The sequence below is a fragment of the Paraburkholderia mimosarum LMG 23256 = NBRC 106338 genome (assembly GCF_000739815.1).
Classification (GTDB): Bacteria; Pseudomonadota; Gammaproteobacteria; order Burkholderiales; family Burkholderiaceae; genus Paraburkholderia; species Paraburkholderia mimosarum.
In genome coordinates, this window is record NZ_BBJJ01000005.1 from 84,879 (window position 1) to 104,082 (window position 19,204).

22 protein-coding genes and 2 pseudogenes are annotated in these 19,204 nt (G+C 61.5%); 12 read left to right on the forward strand and 12 right to left on the reverse strand.

Annotated features, from left to right (window positions below):
- Nucleotide 1: 1 nt before the first annotated feature.
- Genes BMI01S_RS05470 through BMI01S_RS05485 form a run of 4 tightly spaced genes read left to right on the forward strand, consistent with a single transcriptional unit; the run spans nucleotide 2 to nucleotide 2,896 of the window.
- The gene (locus tag BMI01S_RS05470) at nucleotides 2–808 is read left to right on the forward strand and encodes a transporter substrate-binding domain-containing protein (protein WP_028230260.1); all 807 of its coding nucleotides are present in this window, start codon (nucleotides 2–4) and stop codon (nucleotides 806–808) included.
- A gap of 57 nt (nucleotides 809–865) precedes the next feature.
- On the forward strand, nucleotides 866–1,543 hold the full coding sequence (locus BMI01S_RS05475; protein WP_028212976.1) for an amino acid ABC transporter permease: 678 nt from the start codon (nucleotides 866–868) through the stop codon (nucleotides 1,541–1,543).
- Complete coding sequence (locus BMI01S_RS05480) at nucleotides 1,540–2,190, forward strand: amino acid ABC transporter permease (protein WP_028212975.1); 651 nt, start codon at nucleotides 1,540–1,542, stop codon at nucleotides 2,188–2,190. Before BMI01S_RS05475 ends, BMI01S_RS05480 begins: the two co-directional genes overlap by 4 nt.
- On the forward strand, nucleotides 2,177–2,896 hold the full coding sequence (locus BMI01S_RS05485) for an amino acid ABC transporter ATP-binding protein (protein WP_028212974.1): 720 nt from the start codon (nucleotides 2,177–2,179) through the stop codon (nucleotides 2,894–2,896). The genes BMI01S_RS05480 and BMI01S_RS05485 overlap by 14 nt, the downstream gene beginning before the upstream one ends.
- Before the next feature lie 64 nt (nucleotides 2,897–2,960).
- Here BMI01S_RS05485 and BMI01S_RS05490 read toward each other — a convergent pair whose 3' ends face one another.
- On the reverse strand, nucleotides 2,961–3,164 hold the full coding sequence (locus tag BMI01S_RS05490) for a hypothetical protein (RefSeq protein ID WP_028212973.1): 204 nt from the start codon (nucleotides 3,162–3,164) through the stop codon (nucleotides 2,961–2,963).
- A 263-nt stretch (nucleotides 3,165–3,427) separates the two neighbouring features.
- Between BMI01S_RS05490 and BMI01S_RS38785 the strand changes: the two genes are divergently transcribed.
- On the forward strand, nucleotides 3,428–3,592 hold the full coding sequence (locus tag BMI01S_RS38785) for an FmdB family zinc ribbon protein (RefSeq protein ID WP_028212972.1): 165 nt from the start codon (nucleotides 3,428–3,430) through the stop codon (nucleotides 3,590–3,592).
- Nucleotides 3,593–3,925: 333 nt separating this feature from the next.
- Here the strand turns inward: BMI01S_RS38785 and BMI01S_RS05500 are convergent, their stop codons facing one another.
- Nucleotides 3,926–4,381, reverse strand: coding sequence for an MEKHLA domain-containing protein (locus tag BMI01S_RS05500; protein WP_028230259.1), 456 nt, complete (start codon nucleotides 4,379–4,381; stop codon nucleotides 3,926–3,928).
- A 273-nt stretch (nucleotides 4,382–4,654) separates the two neighbouring features.
- On the opposite strand from BMI01S_RS05500, the gene BMI01S_RS05505 reads away from it, so the two are divergent.
- The 3 genes from BMI01S_RS05505 to BMI01S_RS05510 all read left to right on the forward strand — a co-directional run bounded on the left by BMI01S_RS05505 (nucleotide 4,655) and on the right by BMI01S_RS05510 (nucleotide 7,072).
- Nucleotides 4,655–6,196 (forward strand): methyl-accepting chemotaxis protein, encoded by a 1,542-nt coding sequence (locus tag BMI01S_RS05505; RefSeq protein ID WP_028230258.1) that lies wholly within the window; start codon nucleotides 4,655–4,657, stop codon nucleotides 6,194–6,196.
- A gap of 255 nt (nucleotides 6,197–6,451) precedes the next feature.
- Nucleotides 6,452–6,661, forward strand: coding sequence for a hypothetical protein (locus tag BMI01S_RS40670; protein ID WP_154671153.1), 210 nt, complete (start codon nucleotides 6,452–6,454; stop codon nucleotides 6,659–6,661).
- Nucleotides 6,662–6,733: 72 nt separating this feature from the next.
- Nucleotides 6,734–7,072, forward strand: coding sequence for an RcnB family protein (locus BMI01S_RS05510; RefSeq protein ID WP_028212969.1), 339 nt, complete (start codon nucleotides 6,734–6,736; stop codon nucleotides 7,070–7,072).
- 161 nt (nucleotides 7,073–7,233) lie between these two features.
- On the opposite strand, the gene BMI01S_RS05515 is transcribed toward BMI01S_RS05510, so the two are convergent.
- Together BMI01S_RS05515 and BMI01S_RS05520 are read right to left on the reverse strand one after the other, a co-directional pair.
- A complete protein-coding gene (locus BMI01S_RS05515; RefSeq protein WP_028212968.1) occupies nucleotides 7,234–7,518 on the reverse strand; it encodes a hypothetical protein in 285 nt (94 codons plus the stop codon).
- A 323-nt stretch (nucleotides 7,519–7,841) separates the two neighbouring features.
- Nucleotides 7,842–8,135 carry a cupin domain-containing protein gene (locus BMI01S_RS05520; RefSeq protein WP_028212967.1) on the reverse strand — a complete coding sequence of 98 codons (294 nt, stop codon included), beginning with the start codon at nucleotides 8,133–8,135 and terminating at the stop codon, nucleotides 7,842–7,844.
- Between the two features lie 124 nt (nucleotides 8,136–8,259).
- Here BMI01S_RS05520 and BMI01S_RS05525 point away from each other — a divergent pair, with 124 nt between their 5' ends.
- Nucleotides 8,260–8,676, forward strand: coding sequence for a plastocyanin/azurin family copper-binding protein (locus tag BMI01S_RS05525; protein WP_028212966.1), 417 nt, complete (start codon nucleotides 8,260–8,262; stop codon nucleotides 8,674–8,676).
- A gap of 217 nt (nucleotides 8,677–8,893) precedes the next feature.
- Here BMI01S_RS05525 and BMI01S_RS05530 read toward each other — a convergent pair whose 3' ends face one another.
- Entirely contained in the window at nucleotides 8,894–9,787 is an 894-nt protein-coding gene (locus tag BMI01S_RS05530; protein WP_028212965.1) for an SDR family oxidoreductase, read from the reverse strand.
- A 100-nt stretch (nucleotides 9,788–9,887) separates the two neighbouring features.
- Between BMI01S_RS05530 and BMI01S_RS05535 the strand changes: the two genes are divergently transcribed.
- The gene (locus BMI01S_RS05535) at nucleotides 9,888–10,709 is read left to right on the forward strand and encodes a helix-turn-helix transcriptional regulator (protein ID WP_028230257.1); all 822 of its coding nucleotides are present in this window, start codon (nucleotides 9,888–9,890) and stop codon (nucleotides 10,707–10,709) included.
- Nucleotides 10,710–11,297: 588 nt separating this feature from the next.
- Here BMI01S_RS05535 and BMI01S_RS05540 read toward each other — a convergent pair.
- The 3 genes and pseudogenes from BMI01S_RS05540 to BMI01S_RS05550 all read right to left on the reverse strand — a co-directional run bounded on the left by BMI01S_RS05540 (nucleotide 11,298) and on the right by BMI01S_RS05550 (nucleotide 12,735).
- Nucleotides 11,298–11,699 carry a DUF3597 domain-containing protein gene (locus tag BMI01S_RS05540; RefSeq protein WP_028230256.1) on the reverse strand — a complete coding sequence of 134 codons (402 nt, stop codon included), beginning with the start codon at nucleotides 11,697–11,699 and terminating at the stop codon, nucleotides 11,298–11,300.
- Nucleotides 11,700–12,041: 342 nt separating this feature from the next.
- Nucleotides 12,042–12,323: pseudogene (locus BMI01S_RS05545) on the reverse strand (MBL fold metallo-hydrolase); the annotation flags it as partial.
- A 55-nt stretch (nucleotides 12,324–12,378) separates the two neighbouring features.
- Nucleotides 12,379–12,735, reverse strand: coding sequence for a cupin domain-containing protein (locus BMI01S_RS05550; RefSeq protein ID WP_036044345.1), 357 nt, complete (start codon nucleotides 12,733–12,735; stop codon nucleotides 12,379–12,381).
- On the opposite strand from BMI01S_RS05550, the pseudogene BMI01S_RS05555 reads away from it, so the two are divergent.
- Nucleotides 12,676–13,134 (forward strand): annotated as a pseudogene (locus tag BMI01S_RS05555) (CadC-family transcriptional regulator); the annotation flags it as partial. The gene BMI01S_RS05550 and the pseudogene BMI01S_RS05555 sit on opposite strands and share 60 nt — an antisense overlap.
- A gap of 372 nt (nucleotides 13,135–13,506) precedes the next feature.
- Here BMI01S_RS05555 and BMI01S_RS05560 read toward each other — a convergent pair.
- Nucleotides 13,507–14,910 (reverse strand): PQQ-dependent sugar dehydrogenase, encoded by a 1,404-nt coding sequence (locus BMI01S_RS05560; protein WP_028230253.1) that lies wholly within the window; start codon nucleotides 14,908–14,910, stop codon nucleotides 13,507–13,509.
- A gap of 575 nt (nucleotides 14,911–15,485) precedes the next feature.
- Between BMI01S_RS05560 and BMI01S_RS05565 the strand changes: the two genes are divergently transcribed.
- Entirely contained in the window at nucleotides 15,486–15,713 is a 228-nt protein-coding gene (locus tag BMI01S_RS05565; protein WP_028211361.1) for a hypothetical protein, read from the forward strand.
- Nucleotides 15,714–16,351: 638 nt separating this feature from the next.
- On the opposite strand, the gene BMI01S_RS05570 is transcribed toward BMI01S_RS05565, so the two are convergent.
- The 3 genes from BMI01S_RS05570 to arcD all read right to left on the reverse strand — a co-directional run bounded on the left by BMI01S_RS05570 (nucleotide 16,352) and on the right by arcD (nucleotide 19,082).
- Nucleotides 16,352–16,591 (reverse strand): hypothetical protein, encoded by a 240-nt coding sequence (locus BMI01S_RS05570; protein ID WP_028230252.1) that lies wholly within the window; start codon nucleotides 16,589–16,591, stop codon nucleotides 16,352–16,354.
- 431 nt (nucleotides 16,592–17,022) lie between these two features.
- A complete protein-coding gene (locus BMI01S_RS05575; RefSeq protein WP_028211358.1) occupies nucleotides 17,023–17,400 on the reverse strand; it encodes a BON domain-containing protein in 378 nt (125 codons plus the stop codon).
- A 218-nt stretch (nucleotides 17,401–17,618) separates the two neighbouring features.
- The gene (arcD, locus tag BMI01S_RS05580; protein ID WP_028230251.1) at nucleotides 17,619–19,082 is read right to left on the reverse strand and encodes an arginine-ornithine antiporter; all 1,464 of its coding nucleotides are present in this window, start codon (nucleotides 19,080–19,082) and stop codon (nucleotides 17,619–17,621) included.
- Nucleotides 19,083–19,204: the final 122 nt, after the last annotated feature.

Here is a 19,204-nt window from a genome sequence, read left to right on the forward strand (position 1 = left end):
GATGGAAAACCAGTTCAATTCAGTTCGACGTCGTCGTTGGCTCGCTGCGCTGCTGGCCGCGCCCGCGCTCACCTTGTTCGCAGCGCAAGCCGCCAACGCCGATGCACTCGATGCCATCGCCAAGCGCGGTACGCTGCGTGTGGCCGTGCCCGAGGACTATCCGCCGTTCGGCGCCATGGGCCCCGACATGCAGCCGCAGGGCTATGACATCGACATGGCGGCGCTGCTCGCGAAATCGATGAAGGTCAAACTGCAACTCGTGCCAGTGAACAGCGCGAACCGGATTCCCTACCTGCAGACCGACAAGGTCGACCTCGTGATCTCCTCGCTCGGCAAGACACCGGACCGCGAAAAGGTCATCGATTTTTCGCAGGCCTATGCCCCCTACTTCCAGGGCGTCTTCGGACCGGCCGACGTCAAGGTCGCCGGACCGGCGGATCTCGGCGGCAAGACCGTCGGCGCCACGCGCGGCGCGCTCGAGGAAATCGCGCTCACGAACATGGCGCCCAACGCCACCATCCGCCGCTTCGACGACAACAACGCCACCATCCAGGCCTTTCTCTCCGGCCAGGTGCAGTTGATCGCGGCGGGCAATATCGTCGCCGCGGCCATCCTCGCGAAGCATCCGCCGCGCGAACCGCAGATGAAGTTCGTCATCAAGGATTCGCCTTGCTTCGTAGGCCTTAACAAAAACGAGCCGCAGCTGCTCGCCAGGGTCAACACCGCCATTGAACAGGCGAAGAAGGACGGCTCGCTCCAGGCGATGTCGAAGAAATGGTTTGGTCAGCCATTGCCCGCCAATCTTTGACGCCCTTGCCGCCGCGCGCGGCAGGCGCTTTCACCTCTGCGCAACACGGATTCCTTTATGACCTATCAGCTTCAGTTCGGCGACCTCGCCGCTTACGCCGGCATGTTCGCGAGCGGCGCGGCTGTCACGCTTGCGCTCACGGCGGCCTCGACGCTGCTCGGCATCGGCCTCGGCATTGCGGGCGCCGCGATCCACCAGAGCCGCCGCGCGGCGGCGCGCACGGCAGTGCATGCCTACGTGGAGGCCATTCGCAACACGCCGTTTCTCGTTCAACTTTTTTTCGTGTTTTTCGGGCTGCCGGCACTTGGCGTGCACATCGGCGAATACACGGCGGCCGTGCTCGCCATGACGCTGAACCTCGGCGCCTATTCCATCGAGATTCTGCGCGCGGGCATCGATGCGGTGCCGCGCGGACATCGCGAGGCCGCCGCGGCACTCGCGATGTCGCGCCGCGAGACCTTTGTGCACGTACTGCTTCCGCAAGCGTTCGCGAAGGTATTTCCCGCGCTCGCAAGCCAGATCGTCATCACGATGCTCGGCTCGGCCGTGGTCTCGCAGATTTCGGTCGCGGATCTCACCTATGCGGCAAGTTACGTGCAGTCGCGCAATTTCCGCGCGTTCGAAACGTATTTCCTCATCGCCGGCGTTTATCTCGCGATGGCGCTCCTGTTGCGCGCCGCACTCACTGTGGCCGGACGACGCCTGTTCATGCGCAACGTGCGGGGCGCGCGATGATCGAATTCTCGTTCGCGCAGATCGTCGAGGGTCTGCTCCTGGCCGCGCGCTGGACCGTCCTGCTGTCACTCGTTTCATTCATCACCGGCGGCGTGGTCGGTTTGCTGCTGCTCGTGATGCGCGTATCGCAATCACGTGTGCTGCGCTCGCTCGTGCGCCTTTACATCGAAGTGTTTCAGGGCACACCGTTGCTGCTGCAGCTTTTTATCGTGTACTTCGGACTGCCGCTGCTGGGCATCGACGTCTCGCCGTGGATGGCGGCCACGCTGGGCCTCACGTTCTTTACCAGCGCCTATCTCGCCGAGATCTGGCGCGGCTGTGTGGAGGCGGTGCCAAAGGGACAATGGGAAGCGTCGGCCAGTCTCGCCATGAACTATTTCGAACAATTGCGCCACGTGATCCTGCCGCAAGCCGCGCGCATCGCCATTGCTCCCACCGTGGGTTTCGGCGTTCAGGCCATCAAGGACACCGCGCTCGTGTCGATCATCGGCTTCGCCGAACTCACCAAGGCCGGCACACAAATTTCGAACGCGACGTTTCGCCCGTTTCTGGTCTATGGACTCGTCGCGCTAATCTATTTCGCCTTGTGCTATCCGCTTACGCGGTACGCGCGGGCGCTGCAAAGGAAATGGCATGCCGCTCGTTAAGACCGAAGGCGTCGAAAAGCAGTTCGGCGCGCACCCTGTACTGAAAGGAATCGACCTCACAGTCGAACGCGGCCAGGTCGTCAGCATCATCGGGCGCAGCGGGTCCGGCAAAAGCACGTTGCTAAGGGCGCTGAACGGGCTCGAAAGCATCGACGCGGGCTCGATCGAAATCGACGGCGCACACGTCGATGCACGGCACGCGGACCTGCGCGCCCTGCGACTCAAGGTCGGCATGGTCTTTCAGCAATACAACCTGTTTCCGCATCTCACAGCCGGTGAGAACGTGATGCTGGCGCAAACGGTCGTCAAGAAGACGTCGCGCAAGGAGGCGCGCGCCATCGCGCAGCAGATGCTGGAACGGGTGGGCCTCGCCGGCAAATTCGATGCGTATCCCGATCAACTCTCGGGCGGACAGCAGCAGCGCGTCGCCATTGCGCGCGCGCTCGCCATGAAGCCGAGCGTGCTGCTCTGCGACGAAATCACGTCCGCCCTCGACCCCGAACTGGTCGGCGAGGTGCTGGGCGTCGTGGAAAGTCTCGCGCGCGAGGACATGACGCTCATCATGGTCACCCACGAAATGCGCTTCGCGCGCGCGGTCAGCGACAACGTGGTGTTCATGCACGAAGGCCGCGTATGGGAAAGCGGACCACCCGAGGAAATTTTCGGCCGCCCTTCTACGTTGGAATTACGACGCTTTGTCCAGTGACCCGGAATCGGCATTGCAATTGCATGCTCCTCATGGACTGGGCACGGTGACTCTCCCGACGCAGCTAATGATCGTGTGCAAGGGCTTCGAGACGAGCGTAGCCCGCGTCTTTCGCGGCGCGCTCCGTGGAGAAGGGTTCTTCGGCTACGAGCGAGCGCCGCACTTCGCGCGCATCGAAGTCGACGAGCGTGATGACCCATACCCAACCGCCGATCTGTTCGGCCGTCTGCACGAATGCGCGCACGTTGCCTTTGTCCTTGGTGTTCATTTGACCTCCTCGATGGAAAAGACGGCAAGCGTCGACCGTGCCGCACCGGACCGCGTGGGGTACGGCCCCGGTCGTGTCGCGCCCCGCGCGACATTTCATTTTAGGCAATGAGAGGGGCGAACCAGGCTGCCTGTGCCGCCTGGTGATGAATGCGGCACGACACGCGTTCGCACCCGTTTCCTGCACTAGAATGAGTTATTGCCAGCGTCGCGGACAATCTCTCCTGCCAGCGTGACGTGCGGGCTTCTCGTTAGAGGAATACCATGCCGACCTACCAGTACAGGTGCGAGAAGTGCGGCGAGACGTTCGAACATGCGGAGCATCTTGCCGAACATCAAACCGCTCATCCGACTTGCCCGAAGTGCGGAAGCGACAAGGTTCAGCACACACCCACGCCATTTGTCGCGAAAACGTCCAGAAAATCCTGAAAATCGATCTGGACGAAAGAGAACAAGATTCGGCCTCGGTGCGAACCGGGTCGTGGACGGTCAACTTCGGGGTCGTCGGAAATCGACTCGTACAAGCCACAATGCGGTCAAGCGCTTTCGCTTGCGTGCTCGTCGTCCGGCGGCGCCGCTGCGGTAATTTAATCAGGATTCCTTCAGATAACGCGTGAAAAGCGCATGCGTACGTTACGCGGCTTGCCGGGCGCATCCAGCCTGGCCCTCCCAACGAAGCCGATGCATCAGGCGCAGTTGAAGTGCAATTCGAGAGTTGCAGTCCGCTTCAGGCGATCCACGTCCGCCCGGCGGCGCGCCACCTCAGCAAGCGGCAATGTGCGGAATCATCGCGGCCTGCCCGCGTAGCACGCCGGCATCGTCGATCAACTGCCATACGGTCGCGCGTTCGATCCAGAAGCGCTGCCCCGTCTTCGTGATGCGAATGCCGCGATAGTCTTTCACGAAGCCTTCACGTGTCACGGCATCGAGAAACGCCTGCCGCTCGCCGCGCTCAGGCGCCTGCGCAGAAAGGCGCGAAGGCAGCGCCGTTAGCTCTTCCCAGGTGTAGCCGAAGATCGCTTGCGCGCGGCAGTTTCCATACATGAACACGGGATCGGCTTGCGTGCCGTGCGCGAGCAGCCCGAACGGCGCGCTTTCATAAAGCCACGCCGCGCCTTGTGCATCGCTCATGCCTTCGGGCACGAGCGCTTCGCCAAGCAATCGGCGATAACTGTTCGCGATGTGGCGAAAGAGTTCGGTATCCATGCTGGGTGACATCGAGTGGGGTCCTGGAAACGAGGTTTTGCGCGGCCTGCGATTTTACCAACCACAAGCCGCTGGGCGCACCGCGGTTCGAGCTCGTGGAACCGGAAAAGAGCGCGCTGCCAACCGCAAGTGCCCAGTCGCGACGTGCGTGCGCAGCGAATCGGCATGCGGGAATCCGTATGAGGAAAGGCGCCGTGAGCGCCCGGACTCAAGAAGCGCGGACTCGCGCCGTAATAAGGAGGTCGGCGCGCCCAGCGCCATCGTATGTAGCATTCGATCCTTTCTATGAAGCTCAGCCGCAAGATTCCCCTCGCCTTCGCCGCGTCCCTCACCCTGATGTCAGCGGGAGCGTTCTATGGCATCCACACGCTCAATAACGCAATCGAGACTTACCGCGTCACCGTGCAGGACGCCGCTGCAAACGAGCGGATGGTCTCGGCGACGCTCGTCGAATTCAAGCTGCAGGTGCAGGAATGGAAAGACACGCTCCTGCGCGGCAAGGATCCGCAAAAGCTCGATCGTTACTGGAGCGCGTTTCAAAAGCGCGAACGCACGGTGGACGATCTTGCCGCCGCGCTCGAAAAGAAGCTGCCGGAGGGAGATGCGCGCGCGCTCGTCCAGCAGTTCGCGGCCGCACACACGGCGATGGGGCTGGGTTATCGCAAGGGCTTCGAGGCGTTCAAGGCGGCAGGCGCCGATCCCGTTGCCGGCGACAACCAGGTCGCCGGTGTCGACCGCGCGCCGGCCCAACTGCTCGACCGCGCAGCCCGCGAGATCGCCGCCACCAACGCCCAAGTGGCCGCAGAGGCCGGCGTGCAGGCAGAGCGCGCGACGATCGTGAGCGGCGTGCTCATGGTGGTCGCGTTCCTGCTCGCGCTGACGGGTGGCGGGCTGTTCAGCCGCACGGTCACACGTCCGTTAGGCCGCGCGGTGGGTTTCGCGCGTGAAGTGGCCAACGGCGATCTGTCCACGGACCTCCATGCGCACGGCGACGACGAAACGGCCGAACTGCTCACCGCGCTGTCGAAGATGCAGGCGAGCCTCGCGCACGTAGTGAGTGACGTGCGAGCCAACGCAGAAGGCGTGGCGGCGGCGAGCGCGCAGATCGCCGCCGGCAATCAGAACCTCTCCTCGCGCACGGAAGAGCAGGCTGCGTCGCTCGAGGAAACGGCCGCGAGCATGGAGGAACTCACGTCGATCGTCCGCACGAACGCGGAGAACGCCCAGCATGCGAGTTCACTTGCGGGCACGGCGGCGCAGACCGCTGCGCGCGGCGGCACGGTCATGCGCGACGTTGTCGGCACGATGCAGACCATCGCGGAAAGCTCGAACAAGGTGGGCGAGATCATCGGATTGATCGATGGCATCGCGTTTCAAACCAATATTCTTGCGCTCAACGCTGCCGTCGAAGCGGCGCGCGCGGGGGAACAAGGCCGCGGTTTTGCCGTCGTCGCGGGCGAGGTCCGCACGCTCGCGCAACGCAGTGCGAGTGCGGCGCGCGAGATCAAGACGCTCATCGAACAATCGAAGCAGCGCGTCGAAACCGGGTCGTCGCAGGTGGCCGACGCTCGCCGCATCATCGACGAGATCGTCGATGCGGTTCATCGGGTTTCCGGTACCGTCAATGACATTTCATCGGCCTCGAACGAGCAGTCGACGGGCATCGAACAGGTGAACGTGGCAGTGACGCAAATGGACGACGTCACGCAGAAGAACGCAGCGCTCGTGGAGGAAGCCACGGCAGCGGCGCATGCGCTGGCCATGCAGGCGCGCTCGCTTCGCGAGGCAGTGGCCGCATTCCGGCTACGAGACGCAGCCCTGGTCTGAACGCTTCTCCGAGTCCCTTTCTGGACGGTTGGCGCGATAGCGTGCTGCACGGTACGTTCGCGCCCTTTGCCCGATGCCATCGATGGGACGTTACGCCGCACGAATTCATGCAGTGATTACTTGATACCGAATCTTACGAAATGTAAACTAGTCGTAAGTTTCGGATTCAGGAAAACACCTTCCGCAGCCACCTTCAACCCGTAGCTGAATCCGAAGACAAGTTAGTTATCCTTTCTTTATTGCCAAGGGGAAAACATGAACTCGTACTTCAACCGACTCAGCGCCGCCTTCGCTATCGCCGGTCTCCTCGTGATCGCGCCGGTCATGGCCATGGCACGCGTGCCAACGCCAGCCAACGCGCATGGTAATCCGGTCCCAAAGAAACGGACGGCGGCTCCCGCCGTGACCCGCGGCGAACGCGCCGGTCAATCAGGTCAACACGCTGCCGACAAAGCCGCCCCGTGAACGGTCCGGCGACCGAAGTCCGCGCACTGAAGACCGAACCTCTTTCTCCTGAACCACAATGGAGCAACTACCATGAAATCGAAAGCCTCTGCATTACTCGTCATTGTTTCCCTGCTCGCAACGTCGGCGACGGCATTCGCAGCGCAGCCGCCCCACCCTGCCCACCAGCCGAACCCCTCCATTGAGCGGGCGAACCGACCGGTCGGTGCGATTCCGCATCGCGACTGGCAGCGTGGCGACCGGCTGCCCGCGCAGTACCGTGATCACATCTTCAGGGTCGACAACTGGCGTCAGCATGGCCTTAAGGTACCTCCGCGCGGCCATCAGTGGGTTGGCGTGGCCGGCGACTACGCGCTTGTGGCCAGCGCGACCGGCGTGATCGTCGACATCGTTCCGGCCCGTGCGCACTGACCGCCCCTTGCTGCGACAGACAGCGTTGCGCCGTGGCGCTAAACCGCTTTGCCTGGATGTTGCCGGTGCTTCGGCCATTCAGGCTTCGCTGTCGCGGGGGAAATCTTTCACATTTCGACTCGGCTGGCGGCTTGCCTCCATGTAACGCATAGCAGTGCAGATCAATGCGCGCGCACTTTCATACCCTCGCGTTGAGCCAGCAGTTCACGTATGCGCGCGAGGTGCAGATCGCCAACAGACGTATCGGCGGCCTTGCCCAGTCGCGCTCGACGCGCAGCCGGCGGCCACGCACCGAGGTAGCGGCATAGCGCCGAGACGAACGGCCGCTTTCCGCCACCACCCAGCCGTTGCGCCGCTACGGCGACGCGCTCTGCCCCGACGTTTGCGACCAACCATTCAAACGCCTGACGGTCCTCGTCATTCACAATGCGAATCAGCGAATTCATGTCGCGCTCCCACTGGACGTAAACACATACTGTTAATTTATACAGTACTTTGCGCTGCCGCAAGGGGTTTTTGACTTGACAGTGCTTCCAGATGATCCGTACTCAAAATTCCGGCTAAATCGCCCCGTCGATACGGGCAGGAGCGGCGGGTAATGCGTCGCCGGTGACAACTCGTTCGAATGTTGCGTAACGACTGTACGTCGCCAGTTGTCACCGGCCACCGCTGGCTGCCTTGTCTGGCTCAGTCACCCATCCGCGGCATGGGGGCGTCGAGGGGCGAACGGCATGCTTTAGATTGGCTTCATGAAACGGATGCCGGTGGCCTAGGCGATGCCCATTACCTTGGGCAGGTCGCGCGGCAGATCCTTCACCTCGCGGCTGACACGCTTAAAGAAGATGCCGGTGTGCGCTGGCGCATCGAAGATGAGCACTCGCGCAGGCTGTTCGGAGGCACCCCAAAAGCCGTGCGGCACACTGCCGGGCGCGTAGACGAAGTCGCCGGCGGACGCGGTGAAGCTTTGCTGCCCCACGCTGAAGTGCACTTCGCCAACGGTAATGAAGTAGGCCTCGTTCCAGTCGTGCGTGTGCGGGACGGGTTGCTGGAATATGCCCTTCACCCTGCTCGTTTATTGCACGTATCGCGCGTCGCAGAAAACCTTCATGCCATCCCCCTGGCAGGGCCATTTGCGCACTCAGAGAATTGCACGAGGCAGGCGCGATAGCGACGAACAGGAGATGGCCATGCATGCCAATTGCCGATTCACTCTTCTCGCCAGTGCGATTGCACTCGTGACGACTTCGAATGCGGGCTGGGCGGAGCAAACCGTCAACGCCACATTGCTATCGAACTCGATCCAGCTCGGGACACACAACGTGAAAGCCGGGCGCGTCACACTCGAAGTCAGGAATGCTGCGGACAACAACATGGAACACGAACTCGTTGTCCTGAAAACCGATCTCTCGGACGATGCACTCCCCGTCAGCAAAGGAGCGGTGCTGGAACGCAGGCTGCACAAAATCGGCGAAGTTGAAGATATCGCGCCTGGCAAGAGCAAGCGCGTGTCGTTCAAGCTTGTGCCCGGCCACTACGCGCTGATCTGCAACAAGCCGGGACACTATGCGGCGGGAATGCATACCACGCTTGTCGTGACGCCGTGAGCCTGGAGGCAAGCTCCGAAGATCGCCGGGGAAGTATTTCGTCCGCGCGTGTTGAGCGAAGCAGAAGTGCTCTTACTGGTTCCTGTGGCCGTTCAGGGTCGCTTTGGCGCATTCGCCGACGCGACGGCGGCGGCCAGGAGCCAGTGTTCGCCAGCAGGCAGGGCAACGGCCATCAGGGGACGTTCGGGCATTGCCGTCGAGTGGCCGTTCACCCGAACTATCCACGCGTCGACTGAAACTTACCCAGATCGTCAAGCAGACCAGGGCCGGTCGGACGCCAATCGAGGCGCTCGCGCGTCAGCTGACTGGAAGCCGGAAGGTCGAAGCCGACGAACATCGCCATCCATCCGAAATGAGCCTGAGCTTGTTCGGCCGTCAAGGGCACCGTCGGAATGTTAAGCACACGACCTATTGTTTCGGCGATTTCCTTCATCGGCACCCCATCTTCGGCGACTGGGTGGTAACGCTCGCCCGCCGTTCCCTTTTCTAGCGCGAGCCGATACAGCCGTGCGGCATCGCTCACGTGCACAGCGGAATAGCGGTTACGGCCTTCGCCAACGTAAGCCGAGATCCCTTTTTCGCGGGCAATTTCGATTGCCGGCGAGACCAGCCCGAAGCGGGTCGTGTCGTGCACTTGCGGTAGTCTCACCACGCGCACATCCACACCGGCCGATGCCACTGCGGCCCCGGCCAGTTCTGAGGCAACGCGCGGATTGGGATGATCGGGATTGAATACGTTCTCAACGCCGGGTTGTCCCTGCGCTGGAATACCCATGCCTACGCCCGAAGTGATGAGCAACGGACGCGCGGTGCCGGCCAGCGCTTCTCCAATCGCCATGATTGCAGACTTGTCCTTTTCGCAATTGGCCACGAAATTCGAGAAGTCGTGGTCGAAGGCCAGATGAACTACCGCATCGCATTGCGCTGCACCGGAGCACAGTGTCTCCGGCTCTTCGAGCGTGCCACGATGCGCTCGCGCACCCTTTGCCGCAAGCGCGGCGGCGCCGGCGTCGGAACGGGTGAGGCCAAGCACTTCGTGGCCTGCGGCTAGCAACTCATCGACGACGCGGGAACCGATGAAGCCCGTTGAGCCGGTAACGAATACGAACATTGAATTTCTCCGAATTGGGACACAGGCTGATAATTTAGACAGGCGACCCCTTGCGAAAAAGCGCAGACGTTATACGGGTATCGAAACTAACAGGATTTGTATGCCGGCAACGAACAGCAACTCGCTTGGAACCTACCTGAAGGACCGTCGCACGAGGCTCGATCCGGCGGCGCTCGGCTATCCCTCCCTGCGCCGTCGCACGCCCGGCCTGCGACGCGAAGAGGTTGCACAGCGCGCCAACGTGAGCACGGCGTGGTACACCTTGCTTGAACAGGGGCGTGGTGGTGCGCCCTCGACCGAGGTGCTCGAACGCATCGCGCAGGCGCTGATGTTGAGCAGCATTGAACGCGAGCACTTGTTTCTGCTCGCGCAAAACCGGCCGCCGGAAATCCGCTATCAGGAAAGCGTCGGCGTCACGCCACGTCTGCAGCGCGTGCTCGATTCGCTGGAGTGGAGTCCTGCGCTGGTTCGCAGTGCGACCTGGGACGTGCTCGGCTGGAACCGCGCCGCAGCAAAGGTGCTGACCGACTACGGTACGCTGCCGCCGGAGCGCCGCAATGCGCTGCGGATGATGTTCCTCGATCCTGACGTGCGCGCGGCGCAACTCGATTGGGAAAGCGTCGCGCGTGCGATGGTGGCAGTGTTCCGTGCCGACGCGGCGCGCGCTGGCGCTTCCGGACGCATGGCAACGCTCGTCGACGAACTGGGTGCTGCAAGTCCGGAATTCGCCGCGATGTGGCGCGACAACGATGTCAGCAGTTTTGGCGACGGCGTCAAACACATCCGCCATCCGCTCGGCGGCCCGATGGCCTTCGAATATTCGTCTTTCGCTGTCGATGGCCGGCCCGATCTGGGTATGGTTGTTTTTAACCCGGCAACGCCAGGAGACAGGGAGAAGGTCAAGGCGTTACTCGCCGCATGATTCCCGTCGCGGCGCTATCCGCCCGTCGCGCCGGAGCATCTGTGGGCGAAATACTCCCGCAGCTCGCGCCACCCAACCAATTTTTCCTGATCGGAAACAGCCGCATACGCAGGGCTGCTCCACGGCAAGTGGAGAATCCGATACCTGTTCGCTGTTTCACTCAACGTTCGCATCCCTGTCTGTGTTGACGGTGTGGATGAAGACCCGCTATGCGTCTCAATCGCAAAGTGCTGTGGCTACTTCGCCTCTTGCGGTCGGATCGACGTATCAGAGTCGTCCGAAAACGGCTCAGCAAGAGCCATTCGCCTCCGCGAACCGAGTGGCGCTTGTGACGCCGTCGGTCACAAGAACTGTCCGTCGCGACGGACGAGGTGCCCTGAACCAACAAATGATCAATTTGTTGCGCATGTCGCGCAGGCTTTATCGGTGAGCTTTTGTGGGAGATCCGCCGAACAGCCGGGCGCAGATCGGGCGCGTCGTTTGCCGCCGGACGTAAAAGCGGCTACCCGAAGGAAGCCGCGTTACTGCAAGTGTGGCGCGCCGCTTCGCCGTCGCGATCGCCCCAAAACAGGCGACGCTAGCGAGCCGTTAGCCCGCCAGATCCGGCGGCAACTTCCCGCCGTTTGCCGCCAGCGCTTGCATCACCTGTTTGTGCAGCCAGACGTTCATGCTCGCCGAATCGTCCAGGTCGCCGTCGTATTTCAGTTCCTGCGCGAGCTGCTTGCGATGCGCGAGGCTACTGTCAACGCCGAGCGCCTTCATTGTGTCGACGATCGACGTGCGCCAGTTCAACGTTTGCCCGCTTTCGCTCACGAGCTGGTCCATGACGGAAGCGACGTCAACGTCAGTCAGCGGCGCGGGCGCGGGTGTGGCGTCGGGTGCGCCAGCCTGCGCTGCAGCGGGATCCGGTGTCGGCTCGGCCGCAGGCGGCGGCTGGTCGGGCTTCGCCTTGCCAAAGAGCTTGTTCACGATGTCACCAAAGATGCTCATTTTGAATCCTCCGCAGATGGGTTATTGACGCAAGCACACTCCGCTCGCGGTACGGGTACTATCGAGATCCTACGCGACCTTTGTGTCCTCGCAACGGGGCGATATTTAAAAAAGCCCCGACGCCGGGGTTACCCGTCGACTTCGCCATGAAGTCGACGTTCGACGAGAATATGTCGGTTGTTTCCTAATGTCGCAAACCGGGCCAGTTCCAGACATTGGCCCGCACTCTTGGACAAGACATTCGAACGTCCGCATTGCCGCTGCTTTCAGCCACCATGCGTCAGATACTGGCCTGATTGAAGCGCTTCGTCAGCCCCTCGGCGTTCGCCTTTCGCTCGCTATGTCGATCAGGATCAGGCGTTCGCCGCTGCGCACGAGCGCAATATTCAGCGCCCAGTCGAACATGTCGCGTTGCAGGAAGCGACCGTCGAACCATTCGTTGCGATCCGCTTCGCTCACGTTGGTGGACATGGTTGAGGTCGGAAGCGGCAGAATGCCATCGCTGATCAGTACGACGTCGACGTCACCCACGCGCACGGCGTAGCGGGAAGGCACGAGTTCGGCTGATCCTTCTTTGCCAAGGTTGGCGGTAACCGGCTGCACATTGCGGGTTGCTTTACTCACCTTATGTAGTCCTATTAATAAATTGGGTGAACCGCGCGCCGGGCGACGGCGTGGTCTACTTCGCTGGCACGAGAACGGGTGCGCCCTTGTCCTTGAGCAGCACTACGATGAACGTCGCGGGCTTCGTCTGGCTCGCATTGCGCCCAACCGTATGAACGTCGTTCGGCCCCTCATAAAACGTCTGTCCCGGACCGAGGGCGACTTGTTTGCCGCCCCTGACCTGCATCACGATGTTGCCTTCCAGCACGTAGATGAAACCGTGCGCATTGTGCCGATGCACGGGGTCCGACGCGCCGGGCGGATATTCCACGCGGATCATCAGCGCTTCCTTGCCCGGATAGTCGTCCAGCGCCTTGGTCGATACCGCTGGTTGTTCGTCGTGGCACGTAATTCGAGCTTCACGTACAAGCATCGAAACGTGGATGTGAAGCAGATCGGGCGCGAGCTGGGCGTGCGGTACGTGCTCGAAGGCAGTTGGCGTCAGGCTCAGGGCCGCGTTCGCATCACCGGCCAACTCGTCGATGCGAGCACCGGCGCGACCCATTGGGCTGGCCGGTTCGAGGGCATGCTCGACAATATTTTCGAGTTCCAGGATCAGATCGCTCACAGTGTGGTCGGCGCGATTGCGCCGCAGCTCGAACAGGCGGAGATCACGCGCGCCCGGTATAAACCGACCGAGAGTCTCGATGCATACGACTGCTACCTGCGCGGCATGGCGCGGCTTCATCGAGGCACCCGCGAAGCGATTGACGAAGCGTTGCCGCTATTCCAGCGCGCGTTTGCGTGCGACCCGGAATACGCCTCGGCGTACCTGCCGTTTTCGCGGAAGGCTTGGTGAGGGCTGGATTCAGCCCTGCACGCTGCAAGGATTGATGCGAGCTGGCGAGCACACCGATGTTACTCCCAGCTGCAGATCCGTTTCCGGCGAAGGCGAGCGTCCCTTTCGGGGCGCGTGATGCCGTTTGCAGGCCACGCGCGCACGAATCAATCGTGGCACGAGTCATCGGGCGCTAGCCGGCCGCTTCCGGTCTTTCGTGATGCTGAGCCGACGGGCATTCAAACGGCGGCTTCAACCTCTGAAGCCGCCGTCCGTCTGTTTCAGGATACGCGGAACAAACGCACAACTCGCGCAAGGCACAGGAATCGTTTAGCGCCAGCCACGCACCACTCAGTTGTCCGCCTGCTACTTATGCGTAAATCGCCTCACGGTACTGGTAACGAGGTCGACGTAGAAGAGGTCCCCATCCGGACCGGATTTCAAATCCACCGGTCCTCCCTGCAGGCCCCTGGCAAACGTCTGTGGCGTGTTATTCGGCGGCTGCATTGTCCAGATGCATTTCCGAAGAAGATCGCCAAAGTACAAGGCCTTGTTGAACGCAAGCGGGTAGGTTGTGCTGGTGCCGTCAGTGAATCCAATTGCGGAGATCACACTACCGTTTTGATCGGGCCCCAAGCCGGACGGCTTGCCACCGCAGGTCCTTCCCTTGCTGTCTTCGGCCGTAACGTAACTCGTGTGAGCGTACGCATAGAACGGTTTAGGGACACTCGCAGGGCTGACGCTTCCGCAATAGCCAGTGCTCTGGTAGGCGGGTTGAAGAGCGGCACCGAAGTTGTTGTTGGGGTCCCATCCTTCAAAACACGGCCACCCAAAGTTCTGGCCGGCGACGATGAAGTGATCGATGGATTCCCAGAGGTTCCAACCCACATTGCCGATATACAGTTCATCCGTCATCAAACCGGGCAGCCGGGCGAAGCGGAAAGGATTGCGCAGGCCGTTTGCGACAACGGCAACGCTTTGGGTCGTCGCGCCCGGGTTCGTTACCTTGAGAATAACGCCATCGTAGTAGGGCGACGTGCCCTGACTGCGAAACGCCCCCTGCGGCACACTTGTACCATCGCCGCAAGCGGTATCCAACTGGCCGTAGTCGACCTGCTCGAAGCTTGCGCCATCGCCGGCACTTACATATAGCGTTTTGTTATCGGCTGCGAAGACCAAGCCCCCGATGCTGTGAGACGTATAGTAGAAACACCACGGCTGGTTGGTGGAGCCTGCGGGGGGGAGAATCTTCGTTTCGCCCGACCCTGTTAAAAGCGAAAGTTGGCCGCCGGTAAGGACGTTTCCACTACACGCTCCTGTCATAGGACGCGTCGTGTAAAGAACGTAGACGTTCCCATCATTCTGCGGATCGACTGCAAGTCCGAGGAGCCCCCGGTCAGCATCATTGCAAACTTCACTCCCCAAGTCGGCGAACAACGTACAGGTAGGTGTCGCCAAATCGCAATTCCAGACCTTGCCCCCTTTTTCGGCGACGAAAACCCTGGTCTTGCTTCCGTTGAAGCTTATCGCGGTCGGCTGGGTGAGACATCCTGCGTACAAGATCTGCTCGGTAAAACCAATGGGAAGCTTCGGCTGCGGCCTGGTCGTGGACGTGGGCTGGCATGTAACCGACGGCCCGACAGCAGCCACATTGGGTACAGCAGCGGGCTGAGCGCGCGCCACATCAGTGAACGCCGATAACATGAGTAACGCTGCCAGCGCGGCGATCACGCGGCTTTGGCTTAGCCAGCCTTCTATGCAGTGCGGCATCTTATCCTCCTGTCCACGAATTGACTCATCGCGAAACCATTTAACGATAGGCCGTTTGCCCACGGGCGCTCCCGACACATCACCATGAATGTGCACGCCCGGGAGCGCATAACACGTGCCCCAACAGGGTCGCCTGGAAACCGTGATAAGAGTCGCCATCCGGGAGCCGACACTGCAAAGGCCGGAAAGACATGAAAGCCGCCGTTTTGGCCGTCCAGGAGGCGGCAGGGGGTCGACTTCCGCCGACCGCATCGGACAGCGGCCGTGCCACATGCGGAGATCCAACCTGGCTAGTGGTGAACCATTCGAAAGGCAGGATGTGCCGTTAAGAGCTGACTCTACGGATCAGGAAGTGTCACTGCAGATTGTCCAGCAGGCAAAACTGAGGTTGGAAGCGCCCTTACTGGATTCTCGGCCCACTGGGTCAGCCGGCGTGCAGATGACTCGATCCTTGCGCTAGTATGGACGGGCAAAAAGGAGGATCGAAGACAGCCCACGACCTGGTGCTGCCGTCACCTGCCCGCTTTGTCCCGCTGTTCAGTCGCTGGCATCGCCGCGTTCAGACGGAGGTCGAAATGAACCAACAATCCGTGCTCGGTATCATCCATGCGCAGGAACTACTGATGGTGTCGCTCATTCGGATACTTCCGCCCGACGAACGGCGCAAAGTTTCCGACGAGTTCCACAGCCAGGTCGAGCTGGCCGAAGCGCCGCATCTGAGTGACGGCCATGACCGCGCGATGGTCGAAGCCTTCAGGGCGCATATCCGCAAGCTGTCGATGTTGCTGGCATCGTTAAGTTGATCGGGCCGACGTTCGCGCTGCAGACTGCCGCGCGCAAACGGGAGCGCAGAAGGCAGGCCTGCGCGCGGCCGTCATGAATGCGTCGACGGTCTCCACGCGGCAATGGTCACGAAACGCGCCCGTGATGCACTGATCGTCGCCGGGTTAGAAGATGCCCTCCGGTTCGGGCTCATTCATCGCGCGCTCGGCCAGAAGAGCTTGATATAGCGTCCCTGCCTTTGAGAGGTTCCCGGAAACCCGCGCGCGACGGACGCAGGAGGGAGCGAGTTGAGCGTTTCTTGCACATCGCCTTATCAAGAGGGCAACCCGGGAGGAAAAACCGCGAGCTCCTTTCTTTCGCACCATCGTGCGCCCGGCTCAGAGAGCGTTGCGCGCCTCACGGACGCAAGGCCGCAGCCCGTGCAAGCACTTCGATCCGCTCAAATGTGAACTCGATGCTGGCGTCATGCCCAGCCTGGTACACTCGCGTTCGGCTTGCCGACACGGCTTTGAGACTGCCAATGCGTTCAAGATAGAGAGCGTGCTCCGACATGCCATTGAGTGATGTATAGACCGTCCCTGTTCGGGCGACTATCGCTGATTCGCGTCATGGCGCGGCGCAGGTTTTCCCGCTGATTTTCCGCGCGATTCAGTTTCTACTAGCTGCTCCAGGACTCGATGTTGAGGACGATACGTGCGACCGGATTGTCGTCGGCGGTCTTGGGAGAGAACTTGAGCTGGGCGAACGTTGCGAGACCGAAAGCGACTATCGCTAACGTCGCACTCGCTGCGATGCGGTTGACGTATTTCACAGTTACCTCATTTTTGTTCAGGAGCATGTCCGCCCGCAACCCGGCGAAGCCGGCCACGGCCGTCAGAACGCGCCAGTTGACCGCCATTGGACTGCTCCGAGGACGAGATGCCCAAACTATAAATTGATGTTTAGCAGCTTGTTTGCGACAAGCCGTCGCAACCGATGCCTAAATTTGAAAGTCTCTTCTGTGGGAGGTTTTCCAAAGACGCATCGGCTCGAATTTCAGTCCGTCCGGTGGGTGCCAGGCACGATGAGGACGACAGTACCCACAGTGACAACTGCCATGCGTGGTCGAGCGAGCGTGAATGGCTGACGAATGACCCGAGGCTGCCGCCGGCAACCCGATCCCTGAAGTCGCGAGAACTCTCGGCGTTTTTTGCAGGCCGCCGCGCTTCGCACCGGAGCGCAGATCACAAGAAACGCTATTGGCGTTGAAATCTCATCTCGCCGACAGGCCGAGCGGCGTCCCGGGACGCCGCCCCCCTTCCGCCAATCGTCTAGCCGATGCGCGAGACGTCACTCACTGGCCGCCGCATCGCCCTTTTTCTCGGTCAATCTGTTCCTCACCGCGGTGACGCCCAGCACGGATCTTGCCGCGTTGCCGGCGCGCGAAATCTGCCAGCTCTCCGGCACCGACCCCGTCAGCGTGACGACGCCATGGCTCACCCTGATGTGAATCTCTGAATGATCGAGCTCCGGTACCCGCCCGAGGGCACGGCGAACGTCACGAACGATCGATGTATCCGGCCGGGTTCCGGGCGTCGACGCCGCTACCCGTTGCACGCTCACATCGGCCGCGTTTGCGCCTGTCTGCGCGCTCGCTTCGACGGCGCAACTCGCGATGGCCACGCACAACACTGCGCCGAAGACTCCGTTCGCACCGTTTCTGCTCATGTTGGCTCCTTGGGTCTTTGTCGACCGGTTTGACGATACACAGCTGGAACGAGTCGAGCGCAGGGCGCGCGATGCTCCAGCATAGCCTCGATCGTCAAAACGCCGCCGTCTTGCGCGCACACAGTCACATGGCGCCAGGCTCGGCGGGTCCGCCACTGTGTCGCTTCAAGGCCCCACGCGAGGGGCGCGGTTGCCCGAGATCGTGCACCCGTTCGACGTCAAAGCGTCAGCAGCCCACGATACAGACCATAACCGGCCGCGACTGCCGCCACGAGGACCGCCGCGAAAGCGCCTTTCTCGATCCGGCTGAACACCGGTTGACCGGCCTCTCGCCTCGCCTTGGCGAACAGGACGACGCTCGGCGCATAGAGCAGCGAGGAAAGCAGCAGATACTTGACACCGCCCGCATAGAGCAGCCAGGCCGCATAAAGCACGGAGATCGCTGCGATGATCGCGTCCCTGCGCCGCTCGCGCGCCGAACGTTCATAGGTTTCGCCCCGGATTGCCAGCAGTAACGCGTAGGTCGCCGACCAGAAATAAGGCACGAGAATCATCGACGTGGCGAGATAGATCAGCGAGAGATAGGTGCCTTTTGAAAAGAGCGTGATAAGCAGAAATCCCTGCACCATGACGTTCGTCAGCCATAGCGCGTTCGCGGGAACCTGGTGCGCGTTTTCCTTGCGCAAGAACGCCGGCATCATGCGGTCCCGCGCAGCCGAGAAAAGAATCTCCGCACACAGCATGACCCATGACAGCAGCGCGCCGGCAAGCGAAATGGCCAGGCCTACGCTCACCAGCACCACGCCCCAATGCCCGATGACATGCTGGAGCACGCCTGCCATCGATGGGTTCTTCAGCGCGGCGAGCTGGCGCTGCGTCATGATGCCGAGCGACAGCACGTTGACGAGCACCAGCACCAGCAGGACGGTGAAAAAGCCGATCACGGTCGCCTTGCCGACGTTCTTGCGCTCGGCCGCGCGGGCCGAGAATACGGTGGCGCCCTCTATGCCCACGAACACCCACACGGTTACGAGCATCATGTTGCGGACCTGGTCCATCACGCCGCCGAGAGCGGGATTGCCGCGCGCCCAGAAGTCAGCCGAGAATATCTCCACGCGAAACGCTAGCAGGCAAATCAAAATGAAAAGCAGGAGCGGAACGATCTTCGCAACCGTCGTGAACTGATTGATGAAACTCGCCTCTTTAATGCCGCGCAGCACCAGAAAATGCACGCTCCACAACAGGACGGAAGCGCACGCGATGGCGGGCAGCGTATTGCCCTCGCCGAATATGGGAAAAAAATATCCCAGCGTGCTGAAGAGCAGCACGTAGTACCCGACATTGCCGAGCCACGCGCAGATCCAGTAACCCCACGCTGAGGCAAATCCCATGTAATTGCCGAATCCGGCTTTGGCGTACGCATAGACACCGCCATCGAGATCCGGCTTGCGGTTTGCGAGGGTCTGAAATACCAGCGCGAGCGCGAGCATTCCAAACGCCGTAATGATCCAGCCAATCAGCACGGCTCCCGCACCGGCGGAGGCGGCCATATTCTGGGGCAAGGAAAATATCCCGCCGCCGATCATCGAGCCGACCACCAGTGCGACGAGCGCGCCCAGCCCCAATCCGCTCGTGGACTTGCGCTCGCCGGCAGCATCGAACCCGTGGGTAGCGTCGCTCATATGCGCTCCGTCTCTGCACTATCAGGTTGACGGGTCATCCAGTGGTTTGCGGGCTCTGGTCACACGGCGCAGCACCGCAATCCGTTCCCGCCTGTACGACGGCCCCGGCGACGCCGTTCCAC

Excerpts from the sequence above, each read along its gene's own strand:
- BMI01S_RS05470 (WP_028230260.1), top strand. The coding sequence starts at position 2 with ATGGAAAACCAGTTCAATTCAGTTCGACGTCGTCGTTGGCTCGCTGCG.
- BMI01S_RS05475 (WP_028212976.1), top strand. The coding sequence starts at position 866 with ATGACCTATCAGCTTCAGTTCGGCGACCTCGCCGCTTACGCCGGCATG.
- BMI01S_RS05480 (WP_028212975.1), top strand. The coding sequence starts at position 1,540 with ATGATCGAATTCTCGTTCGCGCAGATCGTCGAGGGTCTGCTCCTGGCC.
- BMI01S_RS05485 (WP_028212974.1), top strand. The coding sequence starts at position 2,177 with ATGCCGCTCGTTAAGACCGAAGGCGTCGAAAAGCAGTTCGGCGCGCAC.
- BMI01S_RS05490 (WP_028212973.1), bottom strand. The coding sequence starts at position 3,164 with ATGAACACCAAGGACAAAGGCAACGTGCGCGCATTCGTGCAGACGGCC.
- BMI01S_RS38785 (WP_028212972.1), top strand. The coding sequence starts at position 3,428 with ATGCCGACCTACCAGTACAGGTGCGAGAAGTGCGGCGAGACGTTCGAA.
- BMI01S_RS05500 (WP_028230259.1), bottom strand. The coding sequence starts at position 4,381 with ATGTCACCCAGCATGGATACCGAACTCTTTCGCCACATCGCGAACAGT.
- BMI01S_RS05505 (WP_028230258.1), top strand. The coding sequence starts at position 4,655 with ATGAAGCTCAGCCGCAAGATTCCCCTCGCCTTCGCCGCGTCCCTCACC.
- BMI01S_RS40670 (WP_154671153.1), top strand. The coding sequence starts at position 6,452 with ATGAACTCGTACTTCAACCGACTCAGCGCCGCCTTCGCTATCGCCGGT.
- BMI01S_RS05510 (WP_028212969.1), top strand. The coding sequence starts at position 6,734 with ATGAAATCGAAAGCCTCTGCATTACTCGTCATTGTTTCCCTGCTCGCA.
- BMI01S_RS05515 (WP_028212968.1), bottom strand. The coding sequence starts at position 7,518 with ATGAATTCGCTGATTCGCATTGTGAATGACGAGGACCGTCAGGCGTTT.
- BMI01S_RS05525 (WP_028212966.1), top strand. The coding sequence starts at position 8,260 with ATGCATGCCAATTGCCGATTCACTCTTCTCGCCAGTGCGATTGCACTC.
- BMI01S_RS05530 (WP_028212965.1), bottom strand. The coding sequence starts at position 9,787 with ATGTTCGTATTCGTTACCGGCTCAACGGGCTTCATCGGTTCCCGCGTC.
- BMI01S_RS05535 (WP_028230257.1), top strand. The coding sequence starts at position 9,888 with ATGCCGGCAACGAACAGCAACTCGCTTGGAACCTACCTGAAGGACCGT.
- BMI01S_RS05540 (WP_028230256.1), bottom strand. The coding sequence starts at position 11,699 with ATGAGCATCTTTGGTGACATCGTGAACAAGCTCTTTGGCAAGGCGAAG.
- BMI01S_RS05550 (WP_036044345.1), bottom strand. The coding sequence starts at position 12,735 with ATGCTTGTACGTGAAGCTCGAATTACGTGCCACGACGAACAACCAGCG.
- BMI01S_RS05560 (WP_028230253.1), bottom strand. The coding sequence starts at position 14,910 with ATGCCGCACTGCATAGAAGGCTGGCTAAGCCAAAGCCGCGTGATCGCC.
- BMI01S_RS05565 (WP_028211361.1), top strand. The coding sequence starts at position 15,486 with ATGAACCAACAATCCGTGCTCGGTATCATCCATGCGCAGGAACTACTG.
- BMI01S_RS05570 (WP_028230252.1), bottom strand. The coding sequence starts at position 16,591 with ATGGCGGTCAACTGGCGCGTTCTGACGGCCGTGGCCGGCTTCGCCGGG.
- BMI01S_RS05575 (WP_028211358.1), bottom strand. The coding sequence starts at position 17,400 with ATGAGCAGAAACGGTGCGAACGGAGTCTTCGGCGCAGTGTTGTGCGTG.
- arcD (WP_028230251.1), bottom strand. The coding sequence starts at position 19,082 with ATGAGCGACGCTACCCACGGGTTCGATGCTGCCGGCGAGCGCAAGTCC.